This window comes from Amycolatopsis albidoflavus, assembly GCF_039525725.1.
GTDB lineage: Bacteria > Actinomycetota > Actinomycetes > Mycobacteriales > Pseudonocardiaceae > Amycolatopsis > Amycolatopsis albidoflava.
Window position 1 is genome coordinate 107,276 of the sequence record NZ_BAAAHV010000017.1, and the last position, 15,921, is coordinate 123,196.

Genomic DNA, 15,921 nt, shown 5'->3' on the forward strand with positions numbered 1-15,921 from the left:
CGAGTGTCCGGCGGCCCTAAGCTCGCGCGCATGGCCTGCCGGATCACCGAACTCGTCCTCGATTGCGCCGACCCGCGACGGATGGGCGAGTTCTGGTGCGAAGTCCTCGGCTACGTCGAACTCGGCTGGGACGGAGAAGACCTGGAGATCGGCCCTCCAGCCGGTTTCGGCGGCCCGCAGCCGACTTTGATCCTCAGCCGCAGCGCTGATCCGAAACCGGCGAAACTGCCGCTGCACCTGGACGTGAACCCGACCGACCGGAACCAGGACGCGGAACTGGAACGCCTCCTCGCCGCCGGAGCGCGGCCCGCCGACGTCGGGCAAACCGGGGAAGAATCGTGGCACGTGCTGGCCGACCCGGAGGGAAACGTGTTCTGCCTGCTCCGCCGCCGAGTCGACCCGATCACGGTCGACGGTCCGTGAGGGGAACCCTGAGGGACTCAGAGTCCCTCAGGGTTCCCCTCACGGACTTTGGCCAGCTACGCCAGCCAATCCCGGTAGCGGAACTGACCTGGCCGGAGCAGGTCGGCGGCGAACTGGAAGACGTACCCATCCTGACCACGCCGGACCCGGCCCGCCGACGGCGCCGGAAAGTGAGTCGGAAGGAGAACGGAGCCCAGCTCTTCCTCCAGCAGGCGGCTCCGGACCCGGGCCGCCTCCTCCGGATCAACGCAGTACCGAGTGCTCAGCTCCGGATGCCGGACCTGCACCCCGTGATGCATCGTGTCCCCGGCCAGCAGGACAGTCCCCGCGCTGCCCCGGACCCGGACGCACACATTCCCCGGCGTATGCCCAGCGGCGGGAACCAGCGAAGCATGCTTGCCCACCACCGCATCCGGCGCGACGAAACTCAACTGCCCGGCCTGCTCGATCGGCAGCACGCTGTCGGCGAGGTAGTCACCAGTCCGGCGCATGGCCTCCCCGCCAGCCTCGCTCGACCAATACCGGAACTCCTCCTCGACCACGAAGTGCGGCGCATCCGGAAAGACCGGTTCCAGCTGGACAGTGGCCGCGCCGACGTGATCGGTGTGCAGATGCGTGAACACCACCGCATCGACCTCCGAAGGCCGCAGCCCGGTCGCGAGGAACTGCTGCATCCACCGGTCCGGCAGCTGGTCGAACTCCGCGCGCCGACGGTCCTTCCCCGCCCCGACACACGCGTCCACCACCAGCACCTCGTCCGCCGAGCAGACGAGGAACGACTGGATGACGAAGACCAGCTTCCCCGCTGCCCGGTCGAACCACGGTTCCCGCGCGTACCAGTCGGCCAGGTCCGGTTCGAGTCCCGGGAAGAACTCCCCGGGCTCGATCAGCAGCCGGTCGTCCTCGACCAGCGGAACGACCGCGACGTCACCGAGATCGAACCAGTGCGCCATCGCGCTCCCTTTCAGCCTGCGCCCGCACCCGCCTCAACCCGACCGCGCAAGCGATTGCCACCAGCACGGGAACGGCGGTCGCCAGGACGATCGTCTGCGCCGACAATGCCAGCGCGAGCAGCAAGCCCGCGACGCCCGGTCCGACGATCGACCCGATCCGCCCGAGCGCCGCGGCCCAGCCGACGCCGGTGGTGCGAGTGCTCGCGGGATAGATCGAGACCGCGAGGGTCAGCTGCCCGATCTGCCCGGCCGTGACCCCGAACCCGGCCCCGGCCAGCAGCAGGAACAGCACAGTCTCGCCGACCGGCACCGTCGCGACGAGGACCATGCACACCGCCCCGATGGCGGGCATCAGGATCAGCGCCCGGGCGATCCCGATCCGCGCGGCCAGCGGGATGAGCACCAGCCCGCCCGCGATCCCGCCGAGAGTGAGGAACGCGAGCCCCAGCGGGGCCTTCCCGGCGGCGAAGCCGTATCCGGTGAGGAGCGTCGGAACCCAGGAGATCAGGACGTACGCGGTGATGAAGATCAGGAACGAGAACGCCCAGATGAGCGAGGTCGGCAGCCGCAAGCCCGGGCCGAACAGCCTGCTCACCTTGGCCTCCTGCTTCGCCGTGCTCGCGACCGCGGGCTCGCGAGCGGGCAGCACCATCGCCATGACCGCGGCCAGCACCAGCGGAGCCAGCCCGGCGACGTAGAAGACCCCGGCGGACCCCACGCTGTGCAGCAGTTTGCCGCCGAAGAACCCGCCGAGGCTGCTCCCGGAAGCGAGGCCGAGGGTCACCGCCACGGAGACCAACTCCCGACGCCCCTCCGCACTGTGTTTCGTCGCGAGCGAGACCCCGGCGGGCAGCACGAGCCCGAGACCGAGGCCGGTCACCAGGCGGGTCGCGGCGAAGACCGGCATGGATTTCAGGTGCAGGATCGCGGCGGTCAGCACCGTCGCGCCCGCGAAGATCAGGACGCCGGTGAGCACCACGGACCGCGCCTTCATCCGGGCGCCGACGTAACCCGCGGCCAGATATCCCACGACGACCCCGATGTTGGTCAGCACCAACGGCAAGGTGAAGGCGGCGGGAGCGGAACCCCATTCGTGCGACAGCGTCGGGATGGTGAACGACAGTGCGGCGGTGTCGAAACCGTCCAGGAGAACAGCGAAGAAGCAAAGCAGGACAACGGGCCAATGGATGCTCTTGCTCATGGCGTGTTCTCCAGTGTCTGAGGGGAATTCCCGATCCGGAAGCCGCTTCGCGGTCCCGGCGAACCCGACCGGGCGAATTCGGTCCACCACAAGCGCATCTGGGCGCCGAGACGTTCGACGTCGGCCCAGCTCGTGTCGCCCAGCATCGGGCTCCCCCGCCAGGATTCCGGGGTGCCCAGCAGGAAAGGCAGTTCGAGACAATGGATCGCGCCGTAGCCGCCGTGTTCCGGAGCCCAGGCGAACTCGTAGGAGTACGCGCCGTACTGCCGTGCCAAGTCACGCGCCGGGCGGCCGAAAAGCGGCTCGGTCTGGTCCGCGATCGCCTGCCGGATCTCGTCGTCCCGCACTCCGATCGCGAACGCCTCACACTCCTGCGCGGTATATCCGATCATCAAGTCCGGCAACGGATCGGACAGTCGCACGTCGAGGTCGACGATCCCGAACGGCGGGCGGGTCGACGTCGGGTCCTTCGCCGCGTTCCACCGGAGAGTCTGCCGTTGCGCGGCAAGCAACTGGTCGACGGAAGCGGTAACCGGGTCTCCGCCGACCGCGTCGACGAAATACCGGCCGATCTCCCGTGCTTTCGCGCGATCCTGGATGATCGCTGGATCCGGAGAGCTCTGGACGATCGCCCGCCGGATGAGCGGACGGCTGTCCGGCTTGGACAGCAAGGCGAGCGTCGAAAGCGCGCCCGCGGACTGGCCGAAGACGGTGACATTGCCCGGGTCGCCGCCGAACGCCGCGATGTTGTCGCGCACCCATTCGAGCGCGAGCGTCTGGTCCGCCAGGCCGAGATTGCCCTCGCTGACGCCGTCGTGGACCAGGTAGCCGAAGGCCCCCAGCCGGTAGTTGACCGACACGACAACCACGTCGCCGTCCGCGGCGAGCCGTCCGCCGTCGTACCAGGGAAGCGTGCCTCCACCGCTCAGGAAACCGCCGCCGTGCAGCCACACCAGCACCGGGCGGGCACCGGTCAGCGCGGGCGTCGCGACGGCAAGGTTGAGGCAGTCCTCGGACTGGGGCGGTTCATCCCGCGGCGGCCCCATCGCGGCCTCCAGGCGCGAGCCGAGCTGCGGGCAGATCGGCCCGGGCAGCACGGCGTCGGAGCGGGGCTCGGCTGGGCGCGGCAGCTGAAACCGCTCAGCGGTGCCGTACCGCACGCCGCGGAAACGCAGGACGCCGTCGCTTTGCGCGCCGATGACCGGACCGGGCGGCGGCTGAGCAGTGACAGGCTGGCATTCGGTCATCGCGGCTCTCCTTTGAGCGGGTGTCCGGCACCTTCGACCCGCAGTCAGGCTAAGAAAGTCCGGAATGCCTGACCAATGCTCTTTGCCGCCCGAGACATGCTTGCCCGGCTATATCTCACCGCGAAACGCGACTCCCCGCCTCGGCCGGTTCGGCGCGCACCACCCGCGGCGCGGGCTCGACCCGCTTGCCGCCGCCGGAGAAGAGATCCGCGAGCTTCCCGATCAGCATCCCCAGCAGCGGAAGCCAGATCGGGCACAGCATCAGGACCAGCAACGGCCCCATGATCTTGAAAATCTCCAGGAATCCGTGCATAACAGCCTCACACCTTCTCGGTCTCGGCCAGCAGCGTCGCGAGCGTGCGCACCGCGCGGTGCTGCAGCGCCCGGACACTGTTGGGGTTCTTGTTCATCGTTTCGGCGACCTCGGCGACGGAAAGACCGGCGAAAAACCGCAACCGCACACACTCGCGCTGCGGTTCGCTGAGGTCGGCCAGGCACCGCCGGAGGGCCGCGGCCTCGATCCGGGCCAGTGCGAGCCGGTCGGCTCCGCCCCGGACGTCCGGCCCGTCGTGGTCTTTCCCGTCGAGGAGTTCACGCCGGTAGCGGGCCGATTTGCGGTGGTCGCGCAGGAGGTTGTCGGCGATCGTGTACAGCCAGCCGGTGAACGAGCCGACGTCCGGGCGGAAGTCCGGCAGTTTCCGCCACGCGCGCAGGAACGCCTCGCTCGTCAGGTCTTCGGCGACGGTCGCCGTCGGCACCCGCATCCGCAGGTAGCGGAAGATCGGCGACGCGTGTTCCTGGTAGATGACGGCGAACGCGGCCTGGTCGCCAGACCGCGCTCGCCCTAGCAGCTCCGTCTCCACCGGGCCTCAACCCTGCAGCCGCAACGCGGCGACCGGGCACGCCTGCACCGCCGCGTCGACGAACTGCCGGTCCTCTTCGGGCGGAGTCTCGTCGAGGACCTGCACCACGCCGTCGTCCCCGACTTCGAAGAACTGGTCCGCCATCGCCTCGCACATGCCGAGGCCCTCGCATTTGCCGTGGTCCGCAACGATCTTCATCACGCCGCCTCCCGCACCACGGGCACGAAGTCGACCTTGTCGCGCACGCCGCAATCGGGGCAGGTCCAGTCGTCCGGGATCTCCGACCACGCCGTCCCAGCGGCGAAGCCCTCCAGTTCGTTGCCCTCCGCGACGCGGTAGACGTAGCCGCAGCCGGGGCACCGGGCGGCGTCCACGTCGTCGGCCAGCTTCGGCCGGGTGTCCGCGGCGGGCTCCTCTTCGGCAGCGGCGACGACCGGGTATTTCTTCAGCAGCGACGGCAGTTTGCCCGGCTGCACGTTCGCCTGCCGGATGTCGCCGTCGAAATGCCGGTAGACCCGCGGATCCATCACCTTGCGGAACCACGCCGGAACCAGCGCGACGACCATCATCCCGGTGTAGCCGGTCGGCAGAACGGGGCTTTCCTTGAAGTCGCGCAAAGTCTGGAACCGGCGTGTCGGGTTCGCGTGGTGATCGCTGTGCCGCTGCAAGTGGTACAGCAGCACATTCGTCGCGACATTGTTGGAATTCCAGGAATGCGCCGGAGTGACCCGCTCGTACCGGGTCTTCGCGCCATTGGTGACCTGCTTGCGCAGCATCCCGTAGTGCTCCATGTAATTCACGATTTCCAGCAGCGAGAACCCGAACACCGCCTGCACCACCAGATACGGCAGGATCCCGACCCCCAGCCAGGCGATCAGCCCGCCCCACAGCACGGCGCTCATCAACCAGGCGTTGAGCACGTCATTGCCCAGGTGGAACGGGTGGCTTTGCTTGCGGGCATAGCGTTTCCGCTCGACACCCCAGGCACTGCGCAGCGAACCAAAGACCGTGCGCGGCCAAAACCGGTAGAAGCTCTCGCCCAACCGGCTCGACGCCGGGTCCTCCGGAGTGGCGACGCGGACGTGGTGCCCGCGGTTATGCTCGATGTAGAAATGCCCGTAGAAGCACTGCGCCAGCGCGATTTTCGCCGCCCAGCGCTCCGTGCTTTCCCGTTTGTGGCCGAGTTCGTGCGCGGTGTTGATCGCGATGCCGGCGACCGTGCCCAGCGTGATCGCGAGGCCGATCTTGCCGCCGACGGACAGGTCGCCGCGCGCGAGCATCCACGCACCCGTCACGAAACCGGCGTATTGCAACGGCAGGAACAGGTAGGTGATCCAGCGGTAGTAGCGGTCCTCCTCCAGCACCTCCATCACCTCGTCCGGCGGATTGGTGTGGTCGTAGCCGGCGACGAGGTCGATCAGCGGGACGAGGACGAGCACGACGAGCGGTCCGAGCCACAGCACGGCGTCGGACCCGGTCGCGGCGTGCAACCCGATCGCGGCGAACGGCAGCAGCGGCACCACCAGCCCGAGCAGCCACAAGTGCCGCTTCCGGTCGTGCCAGGCGGTCTCGCCGTGAGCTCCGGCGAGGCGGTACTTCTTCATGGTGGCCTCCACGCGGTCTGTCGTTTTCCTGAAGGTAGGAATTCGCGGGCGGCGCGACACTGTGCGCGAAACCGAAACGCCCGGCTGCGTTGGGTCCCGGGCACGAACCGGGCGTACGGTGCTGCCTGTGACGTCGACGGCTGCCGCCACGCTGGCCAAGGTCGCGGACTCGGTCCTGGCCGAGCTCGCGGTGCTCTGCGCGCGGATCGTGGAGGAGATCGCCGAGGCGGTTCCGGTGCTCGCGCCGGACGCGCAGGCCTGGGAGCTGCTGGAAAGCTCGGTCCGGGAAAATCTCGTCGCCGCGCTGGGCGTGCTGAGCGGCGCGACGAATCCCGACGAAGTCGGTGCGCCGCCGGCCGCGCTGGAGTTCGCGCGGCGGCTGGCGCAGCGCCGGGTGCCGATCACCGCGATGCTGCGCGCGTACCGGCTCGGCCAGGCCGCCTTCCAGCAGGTGATGATCGCCCGGATCGCCGTCGAACCGGTGCAGACCGCGGAGATCTCGGCCGCCGCCACCGACCTGTCCCACGTCGCCTTCACCTATATCGACAAGATCTCCGAAGAGGTCGTCGAGGCCTACCAGCTGGAGCGCGACACTTGGCTGCGTCACCGCAACGCGGCGCGGCTCGCGAAGGTGCAGGCCGCACTGTCCGGCAAGCCTGTCGACACCGCCGACGTCGAGAAGACCCTCGGCTACGCGCTGTCGGACCGGCACGTCGGCGCGGTGCTGTGGTGCGGCCCTGAGCTGGACGAAAGCGCTCGGCTGACCACCCTCGAACGCCACGCGGCCCTGCTCGCGAACGCCCTCGGCACCACGTCGCTGGTCGTGGCCCCGGACGCCTCGACCGTCTGGGCCTGGTTCCCGACGGCGAGCCTCGACCTCGACGCGGTGTCCGCCGCGCTCGACGGCTCACCCGATCCGGTCCGCGTCGCGCTGGGCGACCCGGCGAGCGGATTGGCCGGGTTCCGCACCACCCACCAGCAGGCCCGGCAGGCCGAGGCCGTGGCGCAGATGACCGAGCGGACCCAGCCGCGGCCGGTCACCGCGGCTGCGCAGCTCGGGCCCTTGGCGCTGGTCGCGGCCGATCCGTCGGCGGTCGCGGGCTGGGTCCAGTCGGTGCTCGGCGCGCTGGCCGACGACGACGAGGGGCACCACCGGATGCGCGAGACGGTGTGGGCGTACCTGTCGAGCGGGAGCAGCCTGATGGTCGCCGCGCAGGAGCTGCACCTGCACAAGAACACCATCCAGTACCGGCTCCGCAAGGCCGAGCAGGAACGCGGCCGTCCGCTGTCCGAGGGGCGGATCGACGTCGAGGTGGCGTTGCTGGCGTGCCGCCTGCTGGGTCCCGCCGTGCTCCGGCCGGTCGACTGATTTTGTGCTCCGGGACCAGTCGGGTCCCGCTGTCCCGGTCCGCGGACCGATGCTCGCGCCCAGCCTCGCGGGAAGACTTCGGGCCAGCGTCGCCGGACGGTGCCCAATCGCCGTCCGGCGGCGTCCCAGATCCCGAGGGCGAGGACGGAGCCATGCGCGAGGCAGGACTGGTAGTCGTCGGGGCGGCGCTGGCCGGACTGCGTGCCGCCACCGCCGCCCGCCGGACCGGGTACGACGGCCCGGTCACGCTCGTCGGAGCCGAACCGCATCTGCCGTATGACCGGCCGCCGCTGTCGAAGGCGTTCCTGGCCGACCCGGACTGCGCGCCGCCCACCCTCGCCGACGCTGATGCTCTTTCGTCGCTGGGAATTGATCTCCGACTCGGCGAACCCGCGACCGGGTTGTCGGTTTCGCACCGTGAAGTCCTTATCGGACAGTCCACAGTGCCCTTCGATTCGCTGATCATCGCCACCGGCTGCGCTCCCGTCGCTTCGCCATTCGGCGGACACACTCTCCGCACGCTGGACGACGCCCGCGCGATCCGCGCCCGCATCCCGGCCACCGAACGGGCCGTCCTCGTCGGCGGCGGTTTCATCGGCGCGGAAATCGCTTCCGCCCTGCGCGAACGCGGCGCCGCGGTCACCATCGTCGAAGCCGCTGACGTGCCGCTCGTCCGCGCCGTCGGCTCGGAAATGGCTTCGGTGCTCGCCGACCGGCACCGCCGCAACGGGGTCGATCTGCGGTGCGGCACAACGGTTCAGGCCATCGATTCGAATAAGGTCACGTTGTCCGACGGCAGTGTCCTCGACGCCGACCTGGTGATCGTCGGCATCGGCGCCCGCCCGGCCGTCGGCTGGCTCGCCGACAGCGGCCTTCCGCTCGATGACGGCGTGCTCTGCGACGAAACTCTCCGCGCCGCCCCCGGAATCTACGCCGCCGGAGACGCGGCCCGCTGGCACAACCCGCTGTTCTCGACGACGATGCGGCTGGAGAACTGGACCTCCGCCGCCGCGCAAGCCGAAGCCGCCGCCCGCAACGCCGTCGGTCCAGTCGCGAGTCCATTCTCGACAGTGCCGTACTTCTGGTCCGACTGGTACGGCGACCGCATCCAAATGGTCGGCGTCGTGACCGACGACGTCACCCTGCTCGGTTCGCCTGCCGACGACTCCTGGCTCGCCCTCTACCGCGCGGGCGACCGGCTGGCCGGCGCGCTGGCGCTGAATCAGCCCGGACGAATCATGAAGTACCGCAATCGAATCACGCGTCGTGCCGCCTGGCAGGACGCCCTCGAATTCGCCACCGCGCGCTGACGCCTGCGAGGACAACAATGCATGACACCACCCGCGAAGAGACCGACGTCCTTGTGATCGGCTCCGGTTTCGGCGGTTCCGTGAGCGCACTGCGACTGTCCGAAAAGGGCTACCGCGTCACCGTGCTGGAAGCCGGCCCGCGCCGTACCGAAGAAACCCTGCCCAAAACCTCCTGGGACATCCGGAATTTCCTCTGGGCACCACGTCTCGGCTGCTACGGAATCCAGCGCATCCACCTGCTCCGCGACGTCGTCATCCTCGGCGGCGCGGGCGTCGGCGGCGGTTCCCTCAACTACGCCAACACCCTCTACGAACCGCCCGCGCCGTTTTTCGCCGATCCGCAGTGGGCGCACGTCACCGACTGGCAAAACGAACTGAAACCGCACTACGACCAGGCCCGCCGGATGCTCGGCGTCACGCAGAACCCCACCGTCACCACTGCCGACGAGGTGCTCCGCGACGTCGCCGACGACCTGGGCGTCGGCTCGTCCTTCCAACTCACCCCAGTCGGCGTTTTCTTTGGAGACAAGGACACTCCCGCCGGGACCGTCGTGCCAGACCCGTTCTTCGGCGGTGCCGGACCAGCCCGCCGAACCTGCACCGAATGCGGGTCCTGCATGACCGGCTGCCGCGTCGGAGCGAAGAACACGTTGGACCGCAACTACCTCTACCTGGCCGAACAACGCGGCGCGAACGTCCTCCCGATGACCACAGTGCTCGACGTGCGCCCCGCGGACGGCGGCTACATCGTCACCGCGGTCCGCACCGGAAAGTCGCCCCGCCGCCGCAAAAACCTGCGTACCTTCTTCGCGCGTGACGTCATCTTCAGCGCCGGCACCTACAACACGCAAAAGCTGCTCCACCGGGCCCGCGAAACCGGCTCACTGCCCCGAATTTCCGCCAGCCTCGGGCGGCTGACCCGAACGAACTCGGAATCCATTCTGGGCGCGAAATCGAAACGCAAGGACGTCGACTTCACCCACGGCGTCGCGATCACCTCGTCGATCCACCCCGACGCGCACACGCACATCGAACCGTGCCGCTACGGCAAAGGCAGCAATGCCATGTCGCTGCTGCAAACCGCGCTCACCGACGGCGGCAAGTCCGTCCCGCGCTGGCTGACCTGGCTCGGCGCGTTCGCCCGGAATCCTCGCAACTTCACCTGGTTCTCGCCGCGCCGATGGTCCGAACGCACCATCATCCTGCTGGTGATGCAAACGCTCGACAATTCCATCACCGTCTCCGGCAAACGCACCCGCACCGGACGGCACAAACTGACGTCCGCGCCCGGCCACGGCGAGCCGAATCCCACGTGGATCCCGGCCGGAAACGACGCTGCCCGCCGCGTCGCGGACAAAATCGACGGCATCGCGGGCGGCACCACCGGCGAGATCCTGAACATCCCGATGACCGCCCATTTCATCGGCGGCTGCGCGATTTCCGACGATCCGGCGGGCGGCGTCCTCGACCCGTACCAGCGCGTCCACGGCCACCCCGGCCTGCACGTCGTCGACGGCTCGGCGATCTCGGCGAACCTGGGTGTCAACCCTTCCCTGACGATCACCGCCCAAGCCGAACGCGCGATGTCCTTCTGGCCCAACCACGGCGAGCAAGACCGCCGTCCTCCGCTCGGCGCGCCGTACCAACGCATCGACCCGGTAGCCCCGCGCCATCCCGCGGTCCCGGCCGGCGCTCTCGGCGCACTCGAGCTCCCCGCATGAGTTCGACCGGCCGCCAAAGCCGGCGGGGCCGTCGAAGGCGATTTCGACGCCGTTCAGGCCAGACCTTCTGAAAACAATTCGGCAAGCGTTCATCACGCCCCGGTCGCTCGCACTAATTCTTCCACCGAACTGTCCGCCCGCTGCAGGTCGAACCGGACGACCGACCTCCAGCGGGCGAAGTGCACGGCTGCTCATGTATTTGATGAAAAACAAAAGCGGCCACCGGTCACCGACAGCAGATCTCGCCGCAGTTCCAGCGCGGCAACGCCGTCGGCCCAACTGATTCGACTGAACGCACGAGTGCCGGAGCAAGGCGGTCCTGCTAGCGTCTTCTGCGCGGGGTACTCCGCGCAGAACGAAAGTTCATTAGCGATCGCTATTCAACCCATAAGAAATGCTTTTCGAAAGAGCGAGTTGAGGAGGACTGGTTTTTGTGAAGACTCTTCCCGAGCGCTATCAGGCACCTGATGCCTCGTCTGTCGGCTGCTTCGCGACCGACACCCGCCGGCACCGCCGCGGCCCGCGTGACGGCCGCCGTCGCTCGCGTCGTCGTCGCTGAGCAAGCGATCCCCGCGGGCGGCACTGGTGCCCGCTGAGCTGAGCTGACGTGGCTGGAGGCCTGCTCAACCGGTCTTCAGCCACGTTCGTCGCCCCGTCGTTCACCGGAAAGACACGTTCACCGGAAAGGCAGAGGACTGGTTTCCGTGCAGACTGTGACGCTTCCCGAACGCTACCAAACCCCCGATTCGGCCTCCGCCGGCTGCTTCGCGACCGACACCCGCCGCATCCTTGTCGGCGGCCCGCGCGACAGCCGCCGCCGCTACCGTCGTCGCCGTCGCTGACCAAGCAATCCCCGCGGTGACAGCCAGACGTGGCTGAAGGCCGAGTCAACCGGCTTTCAGCCACCTTCGTCTTCCCGTCGTTCACTCGATCCAGACCGGTGGTCCGATGAACGCAGTGTCGAGCAGTCTTGTCGTGCTCCCGGATTCGCCGGGCGGAGCCGCGCTGCTGCCGAGAGTCCCTTACCAGCGACCGAGCGTCCTCTTCCATTCCTCCGGGCGGCCATGGCTGGCCGGCCGCTGGGAGCCCGGCGACCTCCGGGTGGCGATCGCGGGCCGGGCCCGCGTCGCCGTGTTCGGGTCCTGCCCGATGCCGGTCGAACGGCTGACCGCTTTCACCGCACGGCTGCGCACCGCGGCCGACGCGGACGCGCTCGCCCGGGTGTTGCCCGGCAGCGCGCACCTCATCGCCTCGGTGAACGGGCAAGTCCGGCTGCAGGGCACCCTGACGAACCTGCGCCGGGCCTTCCACACCCGGGTCGGCCCCACCGCGATCGCGGGCACCCGCGCCGACCTGCTGGCCGAGATGACCGGCGCGGGCGTTGACGAGGATCTCCTCGCCGCGCACCTGACCCAGATGCAGCTGCTGCCGCCGCTGATCGAGCAAAGCTGGTGGCGCGCAGTGCATTCCGTGCCACCGGATTCCTACGTCGCGCTCGCCGAGGACGGAACCGCGCGCACGATCCGCTGGTGGCGCCCGCCGGAACCGGTCCTGCCGATCCGCAAAGGCGCTCCGGCCGTGCGCGCCGCGCTGCGCGAGGCGGTCGCGGACCGGCGGCCGGCCAAGGGCAGGCTGTCGGCCGATCTGTCCGGCGGGATGGATTCCACCACGCTGTGCTTCCTCGCCGCCGAAAACACCCCCGCCCTGCTCACTTTCCGATGTACCGAAGGAAGCGTCGTCAACGACGATCCGTACTTCGCGGCCGAGGCGGCCCGGCTGCTCCCCCACGCCGAACACCTCAACCTGCTCGAAGCCGATTCGCCCGCGTTGTTCGCACCGCCCTACTCGACAGCCGATCTGGAAGCGCCGTGGGCGACGACCAGGGGCGTGAACAGTTCCGCGCACGGCATCCGCCTGCTCGCCGAACGCGGCACGGGCCTGCATCTGGCCGGGTACGGCGGGGACGAGGTCTTCAGTGCCTCGCCCGGCTATCTGCACACTCTGATCCGTCGTCGCCCGCTCACCGGATTGCGGCATCTCCGGGTCTACCGCGCACTCGGCCGCTGGTCGTGGCGGCGCACCCTGGCCGGCCTCGCCAGCAGTCAAAGCTGGGGCGACTGGTGGCGGGAGTCCGCGGACCACCTGACCGATCCGCTGCCGCGGCGCGGAACGCCGGAACTGGGCTGGGCCGACGTGGTCCGGGCCTCGCCGTGGGCCACCGGCGACGCGCTCGCGACGACCCGCCGGGTGCTGTACGAAATCGCAGGCGAGGTCACGCCGCTCGCGGCCGATCGCGGCCAGCACGAGGCGCTGACCAGCCTGCGCGCCGCGGGACCGCTGTCCCAGCAGGTTCAGCGCGAGTACGCCGCCGAAGGCGTGCCGCTCGAACTCCCGTACCTGGACGACCGGGTCGTCGAGGCCGCGCTCGCGGTCCGGACGGCCGACCGTTTCACGCCGTGGCGGTACAAACCGCTGCTCGCCGACGCGATGCGGGGACTCGTCCCGGACTTCATCCTCGACCGCACCACCAAGGGCGACTACCAGGACGACGACGATGCCGAGGCCCACCGCCACGTGCCCGACCTGCTCGACTACTTCGCCGATTCGACACTGGCCGCGCGCGGTCTGCTCGATCTCGACGCCTTCCGGGCCGCCCTGCTCGAGCCGCGACTGGACGACGAGATGGAAGCGCATCTGGAAACCGCGCTCGGCTGCGAGATGTGGCTGCGCGCGATCGCCGAGGCTCGGCCAACGACCGAACGGAGGACCCATGCACCTGCACCCTGACACCGCGCTCACCGACACTCCCGACGGCTCGGTCCTGCTCAACCGGCGCACCGGACGCTATTGGCAGGTCAACCGGACCGGCACGCACACCCTCGACCGCCTGCTGGCGGGCGAATCCGCCGACCGGATCGCCGCCGACCTCGCCGCGCGGTACGACATCGACGCCGCCCGGGTCCGCGCCGACATCGCGAAGATGACCGACAACCTGGTCGCCGCCGGATTGGTCGAACCGTCGTGAGCCAGCCTTCCGTGGTACCCCACCGAATTCGCCTTCCCCTGCACCGGAAGCTGGTGCCGCTGCTCACTGTCAGCGTCGCCACCGTGCTGATCTGGCTGTCTCCCAAGCATCTCTGCGCGATCCTCGAATTCGCCCGCCGAGGCGCCCGGCCCGCCACCTTCGACCAAGCCCGCGACGCGCGCCGATCAGTAGTCGCGATCAGCCTGCGCTGCGCGGGAGACGGCTGCCTGCTCCGCTCCGTCGCCACCGCACTGCTGTGCCGGGTGCACGGCACCTGGCCGACCTGGCGCACCGGCGTGCGCACGCAACCGTTCAGCGCCCACGCGTGGATCGAAGCCGACGGCCAGGTCGTCGACGAAATCCATCCGGCGGGCTATTTCGCTCCGCTGCTGACCGTCGCCCCATTGACTGCCGAGGACCGGGCCGAATGACCGTCACCGCCCCCGAGACCAGTACGCCCGCCGCCGAGGAACCCGTCCGGACCCGGGTCGGCCTGCGCCATCTGTTCGCGACGACCCGCGGGCACCGCAAGAACATCGCCGTCGCGCTCCTGTTCACCCTCGTCGGCGCCGGATTGGGGCTGCTGCAACCAGTACTGGCCATGGACACCATCGACGCGGTCGGAGCGGGCCGTGCGGTCGGCTGGCTGCTGGTCACGCTGATCGCCGTGTTCGTCGCCGAAGCCGTCACGGACACCATCGGCCGCTACTGGCTGGAACGCTCGGGCGAAGGCGTCGTGCTAGGCCTGCGAGTCCGCCTGGTCAGCCATTTGCTGCGGCTGCCCATGCGGCTGTACGACAAACACCGGATCGGCGACCTGCTCTCCCGGACCACCGCCGACACGACCCTGCTGCGCGACACCCTCGCCTACGACCTGGTCGAAATGCTCACCGGCAGCTTCGTAGTCATCGGCGGCACCGTAGCCATGCTCTGGCTGAGCCCCTTGCTGTTCGGCATCGTCGCCGTCATCGTCGGCGGCGTCGGCGGCGTCACGCTGTTTGTGCTGGCACGCATCCGAAACGCCACCGAAAACGCGCAAGACAACCTAGGCCTGATGGCTGCCGAATTGGAACGAGCCCTCAGCGCCATCCGCACCATCCGCGCCACCCGCGCGGAAGACCGGGAAACCGACCGCATCGGCCACTATGCCCGCACCACGTATCAAGACAACGTCCGAGCCGCGCGGTTGAATTCCATCGCGGCCCCCGCGGTAACCCTCTCCGCACACGGCGCCCTCATCGCGGTCTTGGTCGCAGGCGGAATCCAGGTCGCCAACGGCGCTCTCACCCTGTCCGAACTGGTCGCTTTTCTGCTCTACGTCAGCTACATCGCCGTCCCCAGCGCAGGCTTGTTCGAGCTGGCCGCCACCGTCCAAAAAGGACTGGCCGCGTTCCAGCGAGTCCACGACATGACCCAGCTCCCCACCGAAACCGACCACACGCCCCTCTCCCGCACCTCCGTGGCTTCCGCCCCAGTACTGGAATTGCGCGACGTCTGGTTCAGCTACCACCCCGACAGCCCAGTACTGCGCGGCGTCTCTTTCACCGTGCCGCACCGAGGCCACGTCGCCTTGGTCGGCCCTTCCGGAGCCGGAAAATCCACCATCCTCGCGCTGATCGAGCGCTTCTACGAACCGGATCGCGGAACCATTCTGTTCAACGGACACCAGCCGTCCATCGCTGAATGCCGCCAGAGAATCGGCCTGGTAGAACAAACGACCCCGATCCTGCACGGCACTCTGCGCGACAACGTCACCTACGCCGCCCCCGACGCGACCGACGAGCAAATCCGCGACGTGCTGGAGAAAACCAACCTGACCGAGTTCGTAGACCGCCTCCCCGCCGGCCTGGAAACCCCAGCAGGCGAACACGGCGGCATGCTGTCCGGCGGCCAACGCCAACGCCTGGCGATCGCCCGAGCCCTGCTGGCCCGGCCCGAATTGCTGCTCCTGGACGAACCAACGTCCCAACTGGACGCAGCAAACGAAGCCGCTTTCGCGCGGACGCTGGATCAGATTGCCGGGGAATGCGCACTGCTGGTGATCGCCCACCGCCCCGCGACGGTGCGGCGGGCGCGGACGGTGATCGCGTTGGAACAGGGGCGGATCAGCACGGACGTGGGCCTTGTTCCTTAAGCCCTGCAGCTATACCGACGACAGACCGACCAATGTCGCCATTAGCCCAGGTCCTGTTGGCAGGCAAGGAA

The 15,921-nt window shown here is 68.9% G+C and carries 16 protein-coding genes; 9 read left to right on the forward strand and 7 right to left on the reverse strand.

All coding sequences use genetic code 11. The annotated features are described in order from the left end of the window. Positions 1 to 30 precede the first annotated feature (30 nt). Positions 31 to 423 carry a VOC family protein gene (locus ABD156_RS28030; protein ID WP_344280073.1) on the forward strand — a complete coding sequence of 131 codons (393 nt, stop codon included), beginning with the start codon at positions 31 to 33 and terminating at the stop codon, positions 421 to 423. A 56-nt stretch (positions 424 to 479) separates the two neighbouring features. Here ABD156_RS28030 and ABD156_RS28035 read toward each other — a convergent pair whose 3' ends face one another. The 7 genes from ABD156_RS28035 to ABD156_RS28065 all read right to left on the reverse strand — a co-directional run bounded on the left by ABD156_RS28035 (position 480) and on the right by ABD156_RS28065 (position 6,291). Beyond that, positions 480 to 1,376: an MBL fold metallo-hydrolase gene (locus ABD156_RS28035; RefSeq protein WP_344280076.1), complete on the reverse strand. Its 897-nt coding sequence runs from the start codon at positions 1,374 to 1,376 to the stop codon at positions 480 to 482. After that, positions 1,351 to 2,577: an MFS transporter gene (locus tag ABD156_RS28040; protein ID WP_344280079.1), complete on the reverse strand. Its 1,227-nt coding sequence runs from the start codon at positions 2,575 to 2,577 to the stop codon at positions 1,351 to 1,353. The genes ABD156_RS28035 and ABD156_RS28040 overlap by 26 nt, the downstream gene beginning before the upstream one ends. Continuing rightward, a complete protein-coding gene (locus ABD156_RS28045; RefSeq protein WP_344280082.1) occupies positions 2,574 to 3,824 on the reverse strand; it encodes a carboxylesterase family protein in 1,251 nt (416 codons plus the stop codon). Before ABD156_RS28045 ends, ABD156_RS28040 begins: the two co-directional genes overlap by 4 nt. 115 nt (positions 3,825 to 3,939) lie before the next feature. Beyond that, positions 3,940 to 4,137 carry a hypothetical protein gene (locus tag ABD156_RS28050; RefSeq protein WP_344280085.1) on the reverse strand — a complete coding sequence of 66 codons (198 nt, stop codon included), beginning with the start codon at positions 4,135 to 4,137 and terminating at the stop codon, positions 3,940 to 3,942. A 7-nt stretch (positions 4,138 to 4,144) separates the two neighbouring features. Further along, positions 4,145 to 4,687, reverse strand: a complete 543-nt coding sequence (locus ABD156_RS28055) for an RNA polymerase sigma factor (RefSeq protein ID WP_344280088.1) — start codon at positions 4,685 to 4,687, stop codon at positions 4,145 to 4,147. A gap of 6 nt (positions 4,688 to 4,693) precedes the next feature. Next, positions 4,694 to 4,885, reverse strand: coding sequence for a ferredoxin (locus ABD156_RS28060; protein ID WP_344280091.1), 192 nt, complete (start codon positions 4,883 to 4,885; stop codon positions 4,694 to 4,696). Further along, the gene (locus tag ABD156_RS28065; protein ID WP_344280094.1) at positions 4,885 to 6,291 is read right to left on the reverse strand and encodes a fatty acid desaturase; all 1,407 of its coding nucleotides are present in this window, start codon (positions 6,289 to 6,291) and stop codon (positions 4,885 to 4,887) included. Before ABD156_RS28065 ends, ABD156_RS28060 begins: the two co-directional genes overlap by 1 nt. A gap of 127 nt (positions 6,292 to 6,418) precedes the next feature. Between ABD156_RS28065 and ABD156_RS28070 the strand changes: the two genes are divergently transcribed. The 8 genes from ABD156_RS28070 to ABD156_RS28105 all read left to right on the forward strand — a co-directional run bounded on the left by ABD156_RS28070 (position 6,419) and on the right by ABD156_RS28105 (position 15,850). Then, positions 6,419 to 7,660, forward strand: coding sequence for a PucR family transcriptional regulator (locus tag ABD156_RS28070; RefSeq protein ID WP_344280097.1), 1,242 nt, complete (start codon positions 6,419 to 6,421; stop codon positions 7,658 to 7,660). 152 nt (positions 7,661 to 7,812) lie between these two features. Next, positions 7,813 to 8,970, forward strand: coding sequence for an NAD(P)/FAD-dependent oxidoreductase (locus ABD156_RS28075; RefSeq protein ID WP_344280099.1), 1,158 nt, complete (start codon positions 7,813 to 7,815; stop codon positions 8,968 to 8,970). 17 nt (positions 8,971 to 8,987) lie between these two features. After that, on the forward strand, positions 8,988 to 10,691 hold the full coding sequence (locus tag ABD156_RS28080) for a GMC oxidoreductase (RefSeq protein WP_344280101.1): 1,704 nt from the start codon (positions 8,988 to 8,990) through the stop codon (positions 10,689 to 10,691). A gap of 704 nt (positions 10,692 to 11,395) precedes the next feature. Continuing rightward, entirely contained in the window at positions 11,396 to 11,533 is a 138-nt protein-coding gene (locus tag ABD156_RS28085; RefSeq protein ID WP_344280104.1) for a hypothetical protein, read from the forward strand. A gap of 106 nt (positions 11,534 to 11,639) precedes the next feature. Next, positions 11,640 to 13,478, forward strand: coding sequence for an asparagine synthase-related protein (locus ABD156_RS28090; protein WP_344280107.1), 1,839 nt, complete (start codon positions 11,640 to 11,642; stop codon positions 13,476 to 13,478). Continuing rightward, positions 13,462 to 13,716 (forward strand): lasso peptide biosynthesis PqqD family chaperone, encoded by a 255-nt coding sequence (locus tag ABD156_RS28095; RefSeq protein WP_344280111.1) that lies wholly within the window; start codon positions 13,462 to 13,464, stop codon positions 13,714 to 13,716. Before ABD156_RS28090 ends, ABD156_RS28095 begins: the two co-directional genes overlap by 17 nt. 53 nt (positions 13,717 to 13,769) lie before the next feature. Continuing rightward, the gene (locus ABD156_RS28100) at positions 13,770 to 14,147 is read left to right on the forward strand and encodes a lasso peptide biosynthesis B2 protein (protein ID WP_344280114.1); all 378 of its coding nucleotides are present in this window, start codon (positions 13,770 to 13,772) and stop codon (positions 14,145 to 14,147) included. Continuing rightward, positions 14,144 to 15,850, forward strand: a complete 1,707-nt coding sequence (locus tag ABD156_RS28105) for an ABC transporter ATP-binding protein (RefSeq protein WP_344280117.1) — start codon at positions 14,144 to 14,146, stop codon at positions 15,848 to 15,850. Before ABD156_RS28100 ends, ABD156_RS28105 begins: the two co-directional genes overlap by 4 nt. Positions 15,851 to 15,921 lie beyond the last annotated feature (71 nt).